Here is a 17,390-nt window from a genome sequence, read left to right on the forward strand (position 1 = left end):
ATAAAAAGAAAGCCTGTCAAGTGTTTTTCCTTTACAGGCTTCATTTTCTGTTTTCTATTCGCTCTACCACTTGCGGCGGCGCGGGTTCAGCGGGATATTCATGCCTTTTTTCTGCCCCATCAGAGCGTTCATATTCAGCTTGCCGCCCTTCTGCATCTGCGCCATCTGCTTCATCATCTGGCGGGTCTTCTCAAACTGATTGACCAGCGCGTTGACTTCCTGCACAGTCGTGCCGCTGCCGGCGGCAATTCTTTTCTTTCGGGATGCGCGCAGAATGCCCGGATCCTGACGTTCTTCCTTCGTCATGGAACGGATGATCGCTTTTGACCGGTTCATCTGCCTTGTCGTCTTTTCATCGTCCATCTGGGAAGCGAACTGATTGAGTCCCGGAATCATCTTCATGATACTGCCTAAAGAACCCATCTTCTGAACCTGTTCTACCTGTTGGAGCATATCGTCCAGCGTGAAGGTGCCTTCCATCATCTTGCGGGCGCTCTTTTCAGATTGTTCCAGATCCATCTTTTCCTGCGCCTGTTCGACCAAGGTCATGATGTCGCCCATGCCGAGGATCCGGTCGGCCATGCGGTCCGGATAGAAGACGTCGAGATCTTCCATCTTTTCGCCCAAACCGATAAATTTCACCGGTACCTGAGTAATCGAGCGAACGGACAAGACGCCGCCGCCGCGAGAATCGCCGTCGAGTTTGGTGACGACTAAACCAGTGACGTCCAGCTTTTCATGGAACGCCTGCGCAACGTTGATAATATCCTGACCGGTCATCGCGTCGACAGTTAACAGAATATCGTCGGGTTTGGCAATTTCCTTGATCTTCGCCAGTTCTTCCATCAGCGCTTCGTCGATATGCAGACGGCCGGCCGTATCGATCAACACGATGTCCGCGCCGGTTTCCTTCGCGTGCGCCAAGCCCTGGCGGACCGTTTCAACAGCGTCGGTTTCCGTTCCCAGCGAGAACACCTCGGCCCCGACTTCTTTGCCTAACGTCTGCAGCTGTTCGATCGCCGCCGGACGGATAACGTCCGCCGCGATTAACATCGGATGCTTATTATATTTTCGTTTTAACAGCGAAGTAATCTTCCCGACGGATGTGGTTTTACCGGTTCCCTGCAGCCCCACCATCATGACGACGGTCATGCCGGACTCCTTGAAATTCAGCGTCGCTTCCTTTTCGCCTAAAAGCGCGACCAGTTCGTCGTGAACGATCTTGACAACCATCTGCGACGGATTCAGCGAGGTATAGACCTCCTGTCCTACCGCTTTATCCTTAACCTTTACTAGAAAATCTTTGACGATCTTGTAATTGACGTCCGCTTCCAGCAAAGCCAGCCGGACTTCCCGAAGCATGTCGTCCATGTTTTTTTCAGTCAGTTTCCCCTGGCCGCTGATATTCTTAAACGCTTTATTCAGCCGCTCTGTCAACGATTCAAATGCCATACTTGTTTCTTCCTTTCCTGCAAATTTCTTATCCGGAATTTATTATACCAAGAAATCCGGGTCAAAGCACCTGTTTCAGCGGTTTTTGCTTAAATTCAAAAAAAGAAGGTGCAACGACAACCTCCTTTTCTCCTCTTACGCTTTATCCTGCGGCGCTTTCCGGCCTGTGTTTTTTGGCAGAGTACGGAAATGCAGATGAAATTCAATCCGTTTGCCATGACCGACAGCGTTGATCGTACCGCCGTGCAGCTCCACAATATCCCGGGCGATCGCCAGCCCCAGTCCCGCACCCCCGGTAGCGGCGCTGCGCGACGGATCCGCGCGATAGAACTTCTCAAATAACAGGCTGATCTGGTCGGCGCTCAGCTGCGGTCCGATATTGGCGAACATCAGCTCCACCCCGCCGGCATTTTCCTGTAGGATGATTTCAATATCGCTGCCGCTATCGCAATATGCCAGCGCATTCCGCAGCAGGTTATCGAACACCCGTGCCAGTTTATCGGCGTCGGCCTCGATCATTACACCCTCCTTCAGCTGCAGCTGACACTGAACCTGCCGCTCCTCAAACAACGGATAAAACTCATCCGTCAGCTGCTGCAGCATGACGCTTAAATTCACCGGTTCTTTATTGAGCGTTTGTTTCTGCAGCGCAAACCGCGTGATATCAAAGAATTCATTGATCAGACTTTCCAGCCGATAACTTTTCTCCAATGCGATCTGCGTATATTTTTCACGCAGTTCCTCACTGATTTCTTTTTCATCGTTCAACAACGACAAATACCCGATGATCGAAGTTAAAGGCGTCTTTAAATCATGCGCCAGATAAACGACCAGATCATCGCGCTTCTGTTGTTCCTGCTGCTGCGCCTGTTCGCTGCGCAGCGTTTCATACTTAATTGAATTCAGCTGGTTCTCAATCTCTTTAAAATCCGTCGGCAGCACGACCAGCCCTTCGTCCTTATTGAAGACCTGATTGATCGAAGTAATGATCTGTTCCAGATAATTAGAAGTTTTACGGATCGTAAAATAGATGACGATCATAATCGTTCCGGAACCGATTAAAAACAACAACGCTTCTTTATTGCGTACACAGAACCGATAAAGACCGCTGTCCAGTGAGAACAGAAAATTCGCAATAAAATCGTTTAAAATTCCATCAACCAGCCGCAGCCCTAAAAACAGCAGCAGAATCGCACCGACGATCTGCAGGCTTAATTCCAGAAACAGCCGGATTTTAAACCGGCGCAGACTATTTTTCAATTTTATACCCCATTCCCCACACCGTTTTAATGAACTTCGGATTACGCGGCTGTTCGTGCATCTTTTCGCGGATCCGCCGGATATGGACCATCACCGTATTGTTGGACTCGAAGTATTTTTCTTTCCAGATACTTTCAAACAAATCCTGCGAACTGATGACTTTTCCGCGGTTTTCACACAGCATCTGCAGGATTGAAAACTCAGTCGGCGTCAGATTCAGCTTTTCTCCGTACAGCGTGCATTCATGCGTGCTGCAGTTTAAGATCAGGCCCTGGAAATCAATGATATTATCATCCCGCTTCTGGGAATTATAACGCATGTAGCGGCGCAGCTGCGCTTTGACGCGGGCCGTCATTTCAACCGGGTTAAACGGCTTGGTGATGTAATCATCGGCGCCGATTGTCAGACCCGTAATCTTGTCAATATCCTCGCCCTTCGCCGTCAGCATGATGACCGGATAATTATAATGGCTGCGGATTTCTTCACAGAGATGAAATCCGCTGCAGTCTGGAAGCATGACGTCGAGGACCGCCAGGTCAAATTTGTGATCCCGGATTAACTTCAGCGCTTCCGTACCGCTGTACTCCACGGTTGTCTGAAATCCTTCATTCTTCAGGTAAACTGAAACCAGCTGAGCGATTTCCGCGTCGTCATCGACGATCAGAATTTTCTCATTCATCGTTATCCCTCATTTCGATTTCAAGTATAGCCTATAAACGGATTTCCAACAATCTGCAAATTCTTACAAAGAAATAAACGTCAGACCGCCATTTCCGCTAACGGCGGATTACTGATCGGCTTCACTGAGATAAACGAAACCTTCTCCGCCACGATCTCCGCGTTGTAATATGTCTGTCCCTCCTTCGGTTCGTAATTGTGCGCCTGCAGTCTTCCCTTCACCGCCACAACGGAGCCGGGGCGCAGTAAATCCGCGCACGTTTCCGCGACGCCGCGCCACAGTACAACATTGAAAACATCCTGATCATACTCGCCGTTGCTGTTGCGGAATCCGCGGTCGACCTCCAGCAGCATCGTCGCGATTTTTGTTCCGGCCGCCGTGAGCCGAATTTCGGGAATTTCTTTGACCTTGCCTACCAATACCATGAAATTTAACATAGCTTTCCTCCTTGTGTCCTCATTATGACTGAGACTCAATATTCTGGCAAATCGGCAAATTCAACTCTTTTTTCAGAGTTAGCTGGAATTGGCAGGGGGAAAGTAAACAAAAAAAACGGAGAAGACAGAATTCTCCATTTTTCGATTTTTTTCAAAATTCATTGAACCGATCAATAAACCTTACGCCTGCGTCTGATCCTCTGCCGGACTGATTTCCACAACGCTGCGCTGATCAAACCGGAGCGCGCCGAACGCTTCCTGCACCTGCTGCTGATCCAGCTGATCGATCATTTCCAGCGTATCAAAGAAGCTGACGCCGTTAAACTGGTTGCGGATCATCGCTACCGCAATGTCCTCCATGTTGTTAAACGTCCGCATCGCTTCGCCGAAATAACGGCGTTTTAACAGCTGCAGCTGCTGATAATCAACGGCCCGGCTCTTCAAAACCTTGAGCTGTTCTTCAATAAACTGGGTAAACGCCGCAGCATCCTCCGTTTCATTATAGAACATCATCATCGCGTAATCCTTGCCCAGATCGATTTCATAACCGAAATAATCGTTGATGATTTCATTGTCCAGCCAGTTCTGATAATCCGGATTCAGCGAGCTGAAATGCGATTCCAGCAGACACCGGATCGCCCATTCCTGCCGCACCCGTTCTTTGGCCGAGGTCTTCAGCGGCGCAAACTTATACGCCACGCTGACCTTGCGGACGGCGACATCCATCGGAATGACCGTATGACTGGATACCACGGTTTCGGGTTCCTCTTCCAGATACCGGCCGACGTCCTTGACCGGCTCAAACGACTTCGCTTTCTGATTTTCCTCGATCCATTCCAGCAGTGTTTGCGGCTTCTGCGGTCCGGCGACGATCAACGTCATGCGGGACGGATGATAGTTCAGCTTGTAGCAATCCTCTAGCAGCTGGCGGGTTGTCGCATTGACGCTCTTCTCATCCCCGCCGATATCGCGGTTAAGCGGATGCTTGTGATATAAAGCCTTGAATGTTTCAAAAATCAAGCGGCTGTCGGGCATCTGCAGATACATCTTCAATTCCTGATTGATGATGCCTTTTTCCTTTTCCACTGATTCCTCCGTGATCCGCAGATCCTGCACGAAATCGATTAACAGATTCAACGGTTCCTTTAAATCACCGTGACTGGTCGTGAAGTAATAACACGTTTCGTTGTATGAGGTAAACGCGTTGACGTTCGCGCCCATCCGCGAGAAATCGTCCATGACGTCCCCTTCATCGGATTCAAACAGTTTATGTTCAAGAAAATGCGCGATGCCGCTGGGGAAATCGAGATGATTTCCTTCCTTATCAATCTGACGGTAATCCAGCGCGCCATAAGGCGTCGCAAAAACCACAGCCGTGCTGACAAAGTCCGGCTTATGCCAGAAAATCAGGTTTAAGCCGTTATCCAGCGTATGCGTATACCACGTTTCGTCAAACTGTGCGTTAACAATTTTCTTCATGGGCGTCCTCCTTCTGAATCAATGCGAACACCGCTTTACATTCCATCGCGGCAAACAGCTTCCTGATCGCTTCCCGGTCCACGCTGCGGATCTCGTCGCTGATCTTATCCAGACTGCGTGTCTGTCCCAGCAGGCAGTTCTGAAATTCCCGATTGATCATTGAAAGCGGATCATCCTCAGAAGCCAGGATCGAATTGATCAGCATTTCTTTCGCGGTATTGAGCATTTCCTCGTCGAAATCACCCTCAGCCATGCGCTGACGCTGCTGCTCAACCAATTCCTTTACTTCATCCAGATGGGCGCTGTCGATTCCCGTGCTGACGCTCATGACGCCGTCATAGGAAAGGATGCTGGAATAGATGGAATAGCACAGACTGCGCTTTTCCCGCACTTCCTGAAACAACAGCGACGTCGGCAGCTGGCCGAAAATGCAGCTGCCTGTGCGCAGCGTCCAGTAATCCGGGCTGCTCAGCGCGACATGCGTCGGATACATCATAACCAGCGTCGTCTGATCGATCGCCCGGGTTTCTGATTTTTCCTCCGGCTGTTCCTTTTCCGTCAGATATTCGCTTTTGATTTCCAGCTCGCGGTCTTCTAATGGAAAAGCATGTTTTAACAACGAGGTCACAGTTGCCGCATCCACCTGGCCTTCCACAAACATATCGATCCGATCCTCACGAATCATTTTTTCATAGGCGGCGCTGACCTGTTCCAGCGTGATCGCTTCCGCCTCTTCCATCGTCGGCAAAACGCTGATACCTAACGCCTGCCCCTGTCCCATCAGCTTCGCACATTGGGATGCGGCGTAAGCGGACGGGTTATCACTGCGGCGCTGAATCATCGCTTTTAAATTGATCATCGCTTCCTTAAACAGCGCGGGGGACAGCAGATCGCCCTCTTTTAACGGGTGCAGTAAAAACTGCGCTGCCAGTGCGATCTGGCGCTGTAAAAGATCGCCTCCAACATATTTTTCGTTCAAGGCTTTGACGCGGAATTCCAGAATCTGTCCTTGACCGTAGGTCGTCGTCCGCGCTGAAGCGCTGGCGCCGTACAGCCCGTCCAGGCAGCAGGAAACCTCCCGTTTTGTCGGATATTTCTCACACCGGTCCGCCAGCATCAGCGCCAATACGGTTCTGACCCAGCTGTCCGGGGTTTTCAGTTCATTAAAAAAACGGAATGACAGGATGACGTCCTTGAATTTTCCCGTTTCCAGAATATGCATTTCAACATTTTTACATAGTGTTTCTGATCTCATCAAACGTTCCTCCTTTGCTACCTAGTATATCCCACTTTCCATTCAAAAAACAGAAAATCTTTCCTTTCCCTTCATCCTGCCGATCAGCGTCCGCCGCCGTTTCATACCCATCCATGCTTCTGCCGTTCGCCTGCGATCAGACAGGGATTAACCGGCAACAGAGCATAAGACGGAATTCAGAGCGGACACAAATTGAAAAAACACGTCAAAATCAGACGATTTCATTTTCTTCGTTTGAAAATTTTGTTATGATTAACAATAAGCAAAGAAGAAAAGAGGCCAAAGAGATGAAAACAGAACTTTTTCTCAGAGAAAAAGACGACCGCTCCTTGTTGGTCGTCGTCGACATGATCAACGGCTTTATCCATACCGGAGCCTTAGCGGATCCGAAAATTGATCACATCATCCCCGCCGTGGTGGAGACCGTGAACGCTTATTTAAAGCATGATTTCCCGGTTCTCGCCTTCCGCGACTGCCATAACGAAAGCGCGAAGGAATTTTCCAGCTTTCCGCCGCATTGCTTAAAAGACAGTGAGGAAAGTGAACTGATCGATGAATTGAAGCCCTATGCCGATCAATTCATCATCCTGGATAAAAATTCAACCAACGGCTTTGTCCAGCCTGAATTTCTGGAAGTGTTCCAGCAGATGACCGATTTGCGCTCCGTGATGATTGTCGGCTGCTGTACCGACATCTGCGTTCTGCAGTTTGCCTTATCCTTAAAAGGGTATATTAATCAAAATGATCTGGGAATTGAGGTTATTGTTCCGAAGAATCAAGTCGCTACCTTTGACGCTCCGGGACACAGCGCCAAGGACTATGGGCACTGGGCTTTGAAATTAATGGCCAACGCCGGAATTCATGTCGTGAACAACGAGGAGGAATAACGCATGCAACCCGAAGATTTAATGCTTTTAACAGATTTTTATGAATATACGATGGCCTATGCGTATTTTAAAGAAAACAAACATGAAGAAATTGCCTATTTCGATATGTTCGTGCGGACGATTCCGGACGGCGGCGGTTTCTTGATTCTAAACGGCCTGCACCGGTTCATCGATTTTGTTCAGCATTTTCATTACACCGACGACCAAATCGATTATCTGCGGCAGACCGGCTACTTTGACGAGGATTTCCTGCATTATTTAAAAACGATGACGATGGACGTGGACGTCTGGGCAATTCCGGAAGGCACGCCGGTGTTCGCCAACGAACCGCTGGTTACCATCCGCGGCACCTTGATCCAGGCTCAGATTCTGGAAACCATCCTGCTTTTGTGCATCAACTATCCGACCTTGACGACCACCAAAGCCTACCGCATCGTCCGCGCCAGCAAGGGCCGGGCCGTCCTGGAATTTGGTTCGCGCCGGGCGCATGGCTTCGACGCCGCCACCGAGGGAGCCCGCGGCGCTTACATCGCAGGCTGCGCGGGATCGGCCTGTACGATTGCCGGACAGAAATACGCCGTTCCGGTCAGCGGCACGATCGCCCACAGCTATGTTCAGCTGCACGACAGCGAGCTGGAAGCCTTCCGCAGCTATGCCCGGGTTTCCCCGGACAACTGCATCCTGTTGGTCGATACCTATGACACGCTGCATTCCGGCATTCCCAATGCGATTAAAGTGGCCCAGGAGGAATTGATTCCGAACGGCCACCGTTTAAAAGGAATCCGGATCGACAGCGGCGATTTGGCTTATCTGTCAAAGAAAGCGCGGAAAATGCTCGATGCGGCCGGTCTGACTGACTGCAAGGTCGTCGTTTCCAATTCGCTGGACGAATTCTTAATCGACGATCTGATCATGCAGGACGCGAAGATCGACACATTCGGCGTCGGCGAAAATATGATCACCGCCAAATCCACGCCGGTTTTAGGCGGCGTCTACAAGGTTGTCGCGCATGAAAAAGACGGACAGATCATTCCGAAGATCAAAATCAGCGGCAACGTGGAAAAATTGACGAATCCGGGCTTCAAGAAAATTATCCGCTTTTATGACAAGGAAAACCATCAGGCGATCGCCGATCTGTTGGCGCTGCGCGACGAGGTCATTCCAGCGGATGAATATGTATTGTTTGACCCGCAGGCGCCGTGGAAACAGAAACGGATCAAAGATTATGAAATGCGCGAGCTGCAGGAACAGATTTTCGATCACGGCAAGTTGGTTTACACTGTTCCGTCCACGGAAGAAGTCAAAAATTACTGTATGCAGCAGATGGACACGCTGTGGGAGGAAGTCAAACGGCTGCGTTATCCGCACCGGTATTATGTCGATTATTCCCGCCAGCTTTATGACTTGAAACAGGAATTGATAGAAAAGAACACGATTAAAATTTAATTGAAACTCTTTAGGAGAGCGCTCAGCGTTCTCTTTTTTTCGTTTATCCCCCTTTTTTAAAACCTGGTGTTCTTGATTATCGATCAGGAAAAACACCCCTTGAATAATTCCGAGGTGAAAAAAAAAGCGCGGTCTTCCTTTCGAAGAAGATCCAGCGCTTTTCTGTTCTTTGTCCCACGTAGAATAACAAACGGGAGAGGCACCGCCTTTTCAGCGCTCACCCACCCCTGGTCGATTCGTTCAGACAGATCGTTTAACTTTTATTGACCTAAGCTCCTTAAGCGATCCGCGCAGCTTGAATTCGCTGTTTATGCCCTCTTTATTTCAGCCGGATCAGCTTTTTCAAGCCCGCTTTCTTGATAATCAAACAGGCCTGGTTGTGCAGCGGCAGCCCTTCGCAATACAAAATCTTCTTTCCCCGGTAAAGTTGTTGATGGAAAATGCCGCACGTATAGCTCTCCCCGCCGCGGACAAACCGCCACGCGCTGACTTCCTCTTCCGGCAGCTTTCCGCGGTCCGGCTGCACAACCTCGGCCGGTTCCAGCCGGAAGTCCTCGCCATAAAACAGCTCGTCCTGAAACAACGATCCGTGCATCGTTCCGCGGCTGGCAAAAATTTTATGGTCCTGCAATTCGTTGTAGCGCAGCGAACACGGTCCTTGTTCCACGCTGACCGGCAAGCCTTCATGATGATAATTCAGCTTGACTGTTCCCTGCTTCAGCTGCCAATCCGAATCATTGCCGCTGACCTCCACCTGCGGATCGAGCTGGATCCGGCTGACAACGGTATGCCCGCCCTCACAGAAAATCTCATCACAGACAACCCAGCAGCCCTGCGGAAGCATGATCAACTTCCGGATGTGCGTCATCTGCGGTTGTTCGGTCAGCACGCCGCCTTCCCAATACAAGCCTTCCGGCGTATCGCGGATAAGCGTTGCCAACGGGCGCAGAAACCGTTGATAGGTCCAGCTGGAATCCGGCACGCTGCCTGGCTGATCGTCCAGAATCACCGTGTTGTGCGCGCTCATGCCTTTCAGTTCAACGCGAACCGGATGATCCTCACGATAGGTGAAGCGGCCGGGGTCGATCACAAACGGCAGCCCCTGGTGAATAATCGAATAATGCAGATTATCCGAATGACCATGACCGCTGCCCAGCTCGCCGTTGAGCACCATCATCCATTCCGCACTTCGGCCGAAATCGCTCCGGCGCACGACGATGCCGCAGTCCTGTCCCGCATAGAGCAGGGTCTTCGGCGTTTGCTTCGGCAGGGTCTGCAGCTTCCGCCAGGCCGGCATTCCGCTATTTAAAAGCAGATCGCTGTCGCCATGATCGCTGCCCATCGCGCGCAGCTGCGGATCGTCAAATAGAATAGCGCCTTTGTTCATGACATCCTCGGCGTTGACCCGGTCGGAATCGCCGAAGGTTTCGATCTGATGATCCGGCATCATCATGTGCATCAGCGCCCGGGTCATTGCATGCGCTTTTTCGCGGATTTCATCCGTCAGCGGAATCGGATAAAACTGTGCGTAATCCAATACCCGCAGCACGTTGTTAAGCACCTCGACATGATACATCGTCGATTGTTCCCAAAGCATGCCGTCCATCCCGATCTGAATCTGCATCTGGGTTTCCAGTTCTTCCAGCGCCCAGCGGTAGACTTCATCCTGCAGCGGATCCTTTCCCATCATCGCCGAGCATACAATCATCCCGCAGGTCTGGATGCTGCCCCAGTTGCTTAAAGTGTATTTTTCAATATAATTCGCTTTCAAATACGCCAGCTGGTTCTCTACGCTTGTAAGAATCAGCGTCAGCTCCTCGTCGCTTAGCTTTTCCGACGCTTCCAAAAGCATCGCGCATTCCAGCATGTTGACCACACGGATGCCGGTATCCAGCGTGCGAGTTGACAGACTGGGTTCGATGCGGGGATGCTGCTCAATCCAGTTAAGCAAGAAGTCTTTGGCCTGATCAAGATAACGCGTGTCCTGACTGATCAGCGCCGCTTTGGCCAGCGCCGACCAATAATCCATGCGGTTGAGCATAAACGTCCATTCCTCGTCGTCATTGAACACCTGATTCCAATTCATCGTTTCCATGGTGTGCGGCGTCAGGCACCGCTCCATATCCCACGGATGATCGAACACAAACGTATGCGCGCACAACTCCCGGCCCCGCTGCATCAGCTTTTCCCGCTCCGGACTTTGCCGCAGAAGTTCCGATACCTGCTTTAACTCTTTCTGCGCAACAAGCTGCCGCCATGAATTTCTGATTTCTTCAATCTTCATCAATATCCTCTTTCCTTATTTAACGTTCTGAATTCGGGTTTTCCTTCATTTTTATTATACCAGAATTCACCGGGGAAAAAGAAAAACCGGTTGAATTTGACCGTTCAATTTCAACCGGCTCTGCCTTAACGTTTGCCTGTATCGTATATTTCGCCCGCTGCCTTCGGACCGACTGATTTGCCGGCGAAGATGACCAGCGCGATGATCGTCAGAACATACGGGAACATGCTGAAGAATTCCGTCGGCAGCGTTGCCAAAAACGGGATGTCTTTCGCGTAGAAGCCCAGCGTTTGAGAGAAACCGAAGAACATGCCGGCGCCCAAGACGCCGAATGGATTCCACTTACCAAAGATCAGCGCCGCGATCGCGATAAACCCGAAACCGTGAATCGTCACGACGGTAAACTGAACGTCCTGGGTCAAGACCATGACGCCCCCGGCCAGGCCTGCCAGCGCGCCGGAAACCAGCACGCCGAAATAGCGCATCCGGCGGACGTTGATGCCCATCGACGCCGAAGCCTGCGGGAATTCACCGCAGGAACGCATACGCAGACCGAACGGTGTTTTAAAGACGACATACCAGGTTACAAAGACGAGGATGATCGTCAGATAGAACGTCGGATGCACCTGTTTGAAGAACATCTCGCCCAAAACCGGAATATCCTTCAAGACCGGCACGTCAATGCGCGTGATGCCGCGGATAAACGCCGGTGTACGCTGCTGGTTGAAGAAAATCTGGCACAGATAGACCGTGATTCCGGCTGCCAGCAAGTTCAGCGCCGTCCCGGAAACCGTCTGGTCCGCGTTCAGGTCGATGCTCGCGTAGGCGTGCAACAGGGAGAAGACCATGCCGGCCGCCATGCCTGCGATCAAGCCGATCAGAATGGCCGTCTTACTGTTGGCCCCGGTCGGATCGAGGACCACGACCACGGCCGCAGTGACAAACGCCCCGACCAGCATGATGCCGTCCAGCGCGATGTTGACAACGCCGCTGCGTTCGCTGAACAAGCCGCCCAGCGCCGCGATGATAATCGGAGCCGAGATCATCAGAGTGATCGTAAACATGTTATAGAATAAACTCATGCCTGTTCACTTCCTTTCTCCGCCGTCTCTTTCTTTTTTGACAATCGGTTCATAATGAAGATAATGCCGTTCTGCATTGCCACCAGCATGATGATGGTGGAGGAAATGATCGTCGCGATATCCTTCGGGATCTGCATCGACTGCATCAGCGGCTGCGCCACTTTCAGCAGACCGAACAACAAGCCGGCAAAGAAGATGCCGATCGCGTTGCACCCGCCGACCAGCGCAACGGCGATGCCGTCAAAGCCGTAGTTTTCCGCCGTGTTCAGCACACGTCCGTAGCCGAAGGTGCCCAAGACCATGATCGCTCCCGCCAGCCCGGCCATGACGCCGGAAATCATCATGGCGTAGACGACGTTGCGTTCAACCTTCATGCCCGCATAGCGCGCACCTTCCGCATTGAAGCCGGTCGCCCGCAGGCTGTAGCCGAACGTCGTTTTTTCAATAATGATGTGATAGACAATCACCGCCAGAATGACGACCAGGATGCCCCAGTGCAGACGGGAATTGTTCGTGATCTGTTTAAGAAAATCTGATTTGATCAGCGCGGAAGCCGGCAGATCCACCGTGCGGGTCTGAGTTGAGCCCGGCAGCGCTTTTAAGATGTAGTTGCAGAAGTACAGCGCGGCGTAGTTCATCATGATTGCCGTAACGACTTCCGAAATATTCCGTTTGACTTTCAAAAAACCCGGTAAAAAGGCCCATAACGCTCCGGCCACGCCGCCGGCGATCAAACAGACGATCGCGTGCAGCACCGGCGGCAGCGGTACGAGAATGCCGACGACGGTCGCCGCCAGCGCTCCGACCATGACCTGACCTTCGCCGCCGATGTTGAACAAACCGGTGCGGTAAGCGAAGCCGACTGCCAGACCGGTCAAAATCAGCGGCATCGAGAAGACGATAAACTCGCCGAAGTAGCGCGGGTTGATCGGCCCTGGAGCTAAGATGTCAAAGCCGCAGAAGCTTTTGACAATCGCCGAGATCAGCAGCACCGGCGATTTCCCGCTGGCGATGACGATGATCATGCCGACTAACAGACCCAGCAGAACCGCAATTAACGGAGCCGCTAGTTTTTCTCTTTTTTTCATGCTTCCGCGACCCCCTTCCGGATCGAACCGGACATCATCAGACCCAGTTCATTTTCATCCGTTTCTTCCGCTTTGACCCAGCCGGTCAACTCCCCGTTGAACATCACGGCGATTTGATCGGACAGCGCCATAATTTCATCCAGTTCCAGCGACACTAACAAAATCGCTTTGCCGTTGTCGCGTTCCTGCACGATCCGTTTATGGATGTACTCGATCGCGCCAACATCCAGTCCCCGTGTCGGCTGAACGACGATCAGCAGCTCCGGACTGCGGTCGATCTCCCGGGCGATAATCGCTTTCTGCTGATTGCCGCCGGACATGCTGCGGGTGATCGTTTCCCTGCCCTGACCGCTGCGGACGTCGAACATTTCGATCAGTTCGTCGGTTTTCTTGTCGATCGCGGCCATCTGAAGCAGGCCGTTCTTCGCATACGGCGCTTCGTTATAGCTGTGAATAACCATGTTCTCTTTCAGTTTGAAATCCAGAATCAAACCGTGCTTATGCCGGTCTTCCGGAATGTGACCCATCCCGGCTTCGATCCGGTGCTTAATCGAGCTGTGCGTGATATCCTTGCCGTTGAGCAGTACCTTGCCGCCTTCCGCCTTCGCCAGTCCGGTCAGCGCATACACCAGCTCTGTCTGGCCGTTGCCGTCGATGCCCGCCACGCCGACGATTTCACCGGCGCGCACCTGCAGCGTGAAATCCTTCACGCCTAAAAGTCCCTTGGAGTTTTTAACTTTCAAATGTTCAATTTCCAATACGACCTTGCCGGGCTGCTGGGCCTGCTTCTCCACGCCGAAATCGACTTCGCGGCCGACCATCAGCTTCGCCATCTCCTCTTCCGAGGTTTCCGCGACCTGAATCGTCCCCATACACCGGCCGCGCCGCAGAACGGTGCACACATCGGCGACTTCCTTGATTTCCTTCAATTTATGCGTGATTAAAATAATCGTCTTGCCTTCCTTGGTCAGATTGCGCATGATTTCCATCAGCTCGTGGATTTCCTGCGGTGTCAGAACCGCCGTCGGTTCGTCAAAGATCAGGATGTCCGCATTGCGGTAAAGCATCTTTAAAATCTCGACGCGCTGCTGCATCCCGACGGAAATATTCTGGATCTTGGCATACGGGTCGACGTTCAATCCGTACATTTCACTCAGCTGCTGAATCCGCTGAGCCGCCGATTTGATATCCGTGGTATAGAATTTTGTTTTCGGTTCCAGTCCGAGAATAATATTTTCAGTGACTGTAAAGCATTCTACCAACTTAAAATGCTGATGCACCATTCCGATCCCCAGGCTGTTGGCGACATTCGGGTCTGTGATTTTTACTTCCTGGCCGCGCACTTTAATCGTGCCGCGGGTCGGCTGATACAGACCGAATAAAATCGACATCAGCGTGGATTTTCCGGCCCCGTTTTCTCCCAAGAGAGCGTGAATACTTTTTTCCTCTACTTGAAGAGTCACATCGTCGTTGGCGCGGATGCCTGGAAAGTCCTTGGTGATGTTGAGCATCTCTATCGCATAACTCATTATTTTCCCTCCATTAACTATTCAAAATTATAACATATTTCTTTCCGCTCCCGTTGGGTTTTTTTGCGTTTTTCACAAATAAATGTGACATTTGACACCCAATCGTCCATCAGCGCCGCAGTAATTAAAAAACGCGGGGTTAAAAAGGAAATTCCTGTCCTAAACGACGTTCACTTCTTCCGTTTTGGTTTCTTCCCACGCGTTCTTTTTTATATTTATTTTCTTTTATTTTGGCTGCGTTGAGCTTCTTCGCAGGCAGCGGCGGCTATAGACGATCGCCGCGCAAGCGTAAATTCCATATAGACCCGCAAAACACAGCGCAAAGATCCCGGCGATCTGAAATAAGATATTCTGCATTCCTGCCGGAATTACCCGATTGAGTTCAAAATTGACAACCGGTGCGGCGCTCCCTAACAGAACGACGCTCATTAAAACCGGCAGCCCCAGATTGATCAAGATCTGCCGGTCCAGCCAACGGTTCAGCGCCGTTTGACTTTTGCCCAGCGAACACAGGATATCAAACGAGCGCGTCTGCCGCCGCAGCTTAAGAATCTGCATTAAGGATAGCATTGAGAAATAGAGTACCAGAAAAATCAGTCCGATGTTGATCTGTAAAAATCCCATCCAGCGCTGCGGCTGGGGATCATATATAACTAATCCCTCCGTAAATAATAACGTACCGAAACAAAACGCCGTGAAGGCGAAGATCAGACACGCGCAGAATACCGCGTTCAGAATGATGTCCTTGTTGGCTGAGGCCGTAAACTCCGCCAGGGTAAGCAGCCGGTCTTTTTCCAGCAAAATAGCGGGACAATCCCGGCGCAGCCCGGAAGCAGCGGCGGCCAGATATTGATAAAACGCATAGATACTGAATAACAGGGGCACTGCGATGAACGCGATGGCGATCATGACGATTTCTTCTTTGCCGATAACCATCAAGATCAACAGGAACACATAAACGAACAGGCTGCCCCATAAGCGTCGCCGCCAATCTTTCTGTTTTTCAGGATCCGGCGGCAGAAGACGGCGGTGCTCCATAAACAGCTGACGGATCTGCAGGCGGGATAATTTCCGGTAAACAGGGTAAGCGGATAAGAGCTGAGCTAACAGAAACCAGACCGCCGTCTGAACTGCGCTAGCGCCCAGCTGCGGAAGGACTCCGGCAAAAGACGTCTGTCCCGAAAAAAGAATTGCAGCCGCGCCGCAGCCCAAAAGGATGCCAATGCTGCAGCAAACGATGCCGATGCCGAAGAGTTCCAGAAGAAACAATGAAATCAGGCGACTTTTCGCCATTCCCATTAAAAGGTAAACTGCCAGCTCCTGAGCCCGCTGCGCCACGATGAACCGGTTCAGCACGCCGACCAGAAGCACCAGAATCACCACGATCAACAGCGGCAGCGAAGTTGTCTGAAATCCGGCCTGCCGCTGCCCCAGCGCCGCAACGCAATGAGCCACACACAACAGCGCGGCCAGAATGATCACCGTCATCACATAGACAAAATAATCGCCGGCACTGCGGCAGGCGTTGCGCCACGCTAATTTAAAAATCATTCTCCGTCACCTTTCTTACCGCCCCCATCGCGTCCAGAATGCGGGTGAAAAACGCCTGCTTGCTTAAATTCCCCCGCTCGATCACCTTTCGCAGCTGACCATCGTGCATCAACAGAATACGGTCGCAATAGCTGGCGGATAACACGTCGTGGGTCGCCATCAGAATCGTCGCGCCCTCCGCGCGCAGCATCGTCAACGTTTCCAGCAGCTGTTTCGCCGCCTGACTATCCAGCGCCCCGGTCGGCTCGTCGGCCAGAATCAACGCAGGCTGCGTCGCGATCGCGCGGGCGCAGGCACAGCGCTGCCGCTGACCCCCGGAAACCTCGCAGGGAAAATGCCGCAGAATTTCAGAGATCCCCAGCTTGGCAGCCCAGTGTTCCACAATCCCTTTAATTTCTGCTTTCGGCGTTTGTTTGATCGTGAGCGCCAGCATCATATTTTCCCGGATTGTCAGCGTTTCCAGCAAATTGTATTCCTGAAAAATAAATCCGAGATGATCCCGGCGGAAAGCCGCCAGATCTGCTTCTGATAATTCCGCCAGATCCTGGCCATCCAGCTCAATCGTTCCGCCGCTGGGCTTATCCATCGTTGCGATCAGATTCAATAACGTCGACTTCCCGCAGCCGGAAGCCCCCATTATTCCGACGAAGCTGCCTTTGTCCACCGTAAAGCTGACATCCCGCACCGCCTGCGTCAGCACGCCGTCGTTCTCATAAACCTTGGCGACATGTGCCAGCCGCAAGACCGGACAAGATAAGCTGGACTTGTCAGCCGGCGCCTGTTCGTCCCGGCCCAGCCACCCGGCGATCACCTCCAGCAGCACCTGATCTGTTTTTTCCATTAAATCTTCAGCACGGATCCGCTCACCTGAAAACAATTCGCTCAGTGTGATCCCCAACGCCTCGCTTAACGGCGTCAGCAACGCATAATCCGGCAGCGATTTCCCCGTTTCCCTTAGTTA

The 17,390-nt window shown here is 51.7% G+C and carries 14 protein-coding genes; 2 read left to right on the forward strand and 12 right to left on the reverse strand.

Going from position 1 to position 17,390, the window contains the following annotated elements; all coding sequences use genetic code 11:
- Positions 1–63: 63 nt before the first annotated feature.
- The 6 genes from ffh to yfmF form a co-directional block, all read right to left on the reverse strand.
- Positions 64–1,452 carry a signal recognition particle protein gene (gene ffh, locus DWY25_RS01370; protein WP_117892764.1) on the reverse strand — a complete coding sequence of 463 codons (1,389 nt, stop codon included), beginning with the start codon at positions 1,450–1,452 and terminating at the stop codon, positions 64–66.
- Between the two features lie 135 nt (positions 1,453–1,587).
- Entirely contained in the window at positions 1,588–2,712 is a 1,125-nt protein-coding gene (locus DWY25_RS01375) for a sensor histidine kinase (RefSeq protein ID WP_117892767.1), read from the reverse strand.
- On the reverse strand, positions 2,702–3,391 hold the full coding sequence (vanR, locus tag DWY25_RS01380; RefSeq protein ID WP_006060879.1) for a VanR-ABDEGLN family response regulator transcription factor: 690 nt from the start codon (positions 3,389–3,391) through the stop codon (positions 2,702–2,704). Before vanR ends, DWY25_RS01375 begins: the two co-directional genes overlap by 11 nt.
- Positions 3,392–3,471: 80 nt before the next feature.
- Positions 3,472–3,828, reverse strand: coding sequence for a single-stranded DNA-binding protein (locus DWY25_RS01385; protein WP_006060878.1), 357 nt, complete (start codon positions 3,826–3,828; stop codon positions 3,472–3,474).
- A gap of 180 nt (positions 3,829–4,008) precedes the next feature.
- Entirely contained in the window at positions 4,009–5,307 is a 1,299-nt protein-coding gene (gene yfmH, locus DWY25_RS01390) for an EF-P 5-aminopentanol modification-associated protein YfmH (protein ID WP_117892770.1), read from the reverse strand.
- Entirely contained in the window at positions 5,291–6,562 is a 1,272-nt protein-coding gene (yfmF, locus tag DWY25_RS01395; protein WP_117892773.1) for an EF-P 5-aminopentanol modification-associated protein YfmF, read from the reverse strand. The genes yfmH and yfmF overlap by 17 nt, the downstream gene beginning before the upstream one ends.
- Before the next feature lie 287 nt (positions 6,563–6,849).
- On the opposite strand from yfmF, the gene DWY25_RS01400 reads away from it, so the two are divergent.
- Positions 6,850–7,449 carry a cysteine hydrolase family protein gene (locus tag DWY25_RS01400; RefSeq protein ID WP_181981645.1) on the forward strand — a complete coding sequence of 200 codons (600 nt, stop codon included), beginning with the start codon at positions 6,850–6,852 and terminating at the stop codon, positions 7,447–7,449.
- Positions 7,450–7,452: 3 nt separating this feature from the next.
- Complete coding sequence (locus DWY25_RS01405; protein WP_006060874.1) at positions 7,453–8,895, forward strand: nicotinate phosphoribosyltransferase; 1,443 nt, start codon at positions 7,453–7,455, stop codon at positions 8,893–8,895.
- Positions 8,896–9,214: 319 nt separating this feature from the next.
- Here DWY25_RS01405 and DWY25_RS01410 read toward each other — a convergent pair whose 3' ends face one another.
- The 6 genes from DWY25_RS01410 to DWY25_RS01435 all read right to left on the reverse strand — a co-directional run bounded on the left by DWY25_RS01410 (position 9,215) and on the right by DWY25_RS01435 (position 17,351).
- Complete coding sequence (locus DWY25_RS01410; protein WP_117892779.1) at positions 9,215–11,179, reverse strand: alginate lyase family protein; 1,965 nt, start codon at positions 11,177–11,179, stop codon at positions 9,215–9,217.
- 125 nt (positions 11,180–11,304) lie between these two features.
- Entirely contained in the window at positions 11,305–12,261 is a 957-nt protein-coding gene (locus DWY25_RS01415; protein ID WP_006060872.1) for an ABC transporter permease, read from the reverse strand.
- On the reverse strand, positions 12,258–13,349 hold the full coding sequence (locus tag DWY25_RS01420) for an ABC transporter permease (RefSeq protein WP_006060871.1): 1,092 nt from the start codon (positions 13,347–13,349) through the stop codon (positions 12,258–12,260). The genes DWY25_RS01415 and DWY25_RS01420 overlap by 4 nt, the downstream gene beginning before the upstream one ends.
- Positions 13,346–14,878: an ABC transporter ATP-binding protein gene (locus tag DWY25_RS01425; protein WP_117892782.1), complete on the reverse strand. Its 1,533-nt coding sequence runs from the start codon at positions 14,876–14,878 to the stop codon at positions 13,346–13,348. The genes DWY25_RS01420 and DWY25_RS01425 overlap by 4 nt, the downstream gene beginning before the upstream one ends.
- A 225-nt stretch (positions 14,879–15,103) precedes the next feature.
- Positions 15,104–16,429: an FtsX-like permease family protein gene (locus DWY25_RS01430; RefSeq protein WP_117892785.1), complete on the reverse strand. Its 1,326-nt coding sequence runs from the start codon at positions 16,427–16,429 to the stop codon at positions 15,104–15,106.
- On the reverse strand, positions 16,419–17,351 hold the full coding sequence (locus DWY25_RS01435) for an ABC transporter ATP-binding protein (RefSeq protein WP_244925901.1): 933 nt from the start codon (positions 17,349–17,351) through the stop codon (positions 16,419–16,421). The genes DWY25_RS01430 and DWY25_RS01435 overlap by 11 nt, the downstream gene beginning before the upstream one ends.
- Positions 17,352–17,390 lie beyond the last annotated feature (39 nt).

The organism is Holdemania filiformis (assembly GCF_003459085.1).
GTDB classification, from domain to species: Bacteria; Bacillota_I; Bacilli_A; order Erysipelotrichales; family Erysipelotrichaceae; genus Holdemania; species Holdemania filiformis.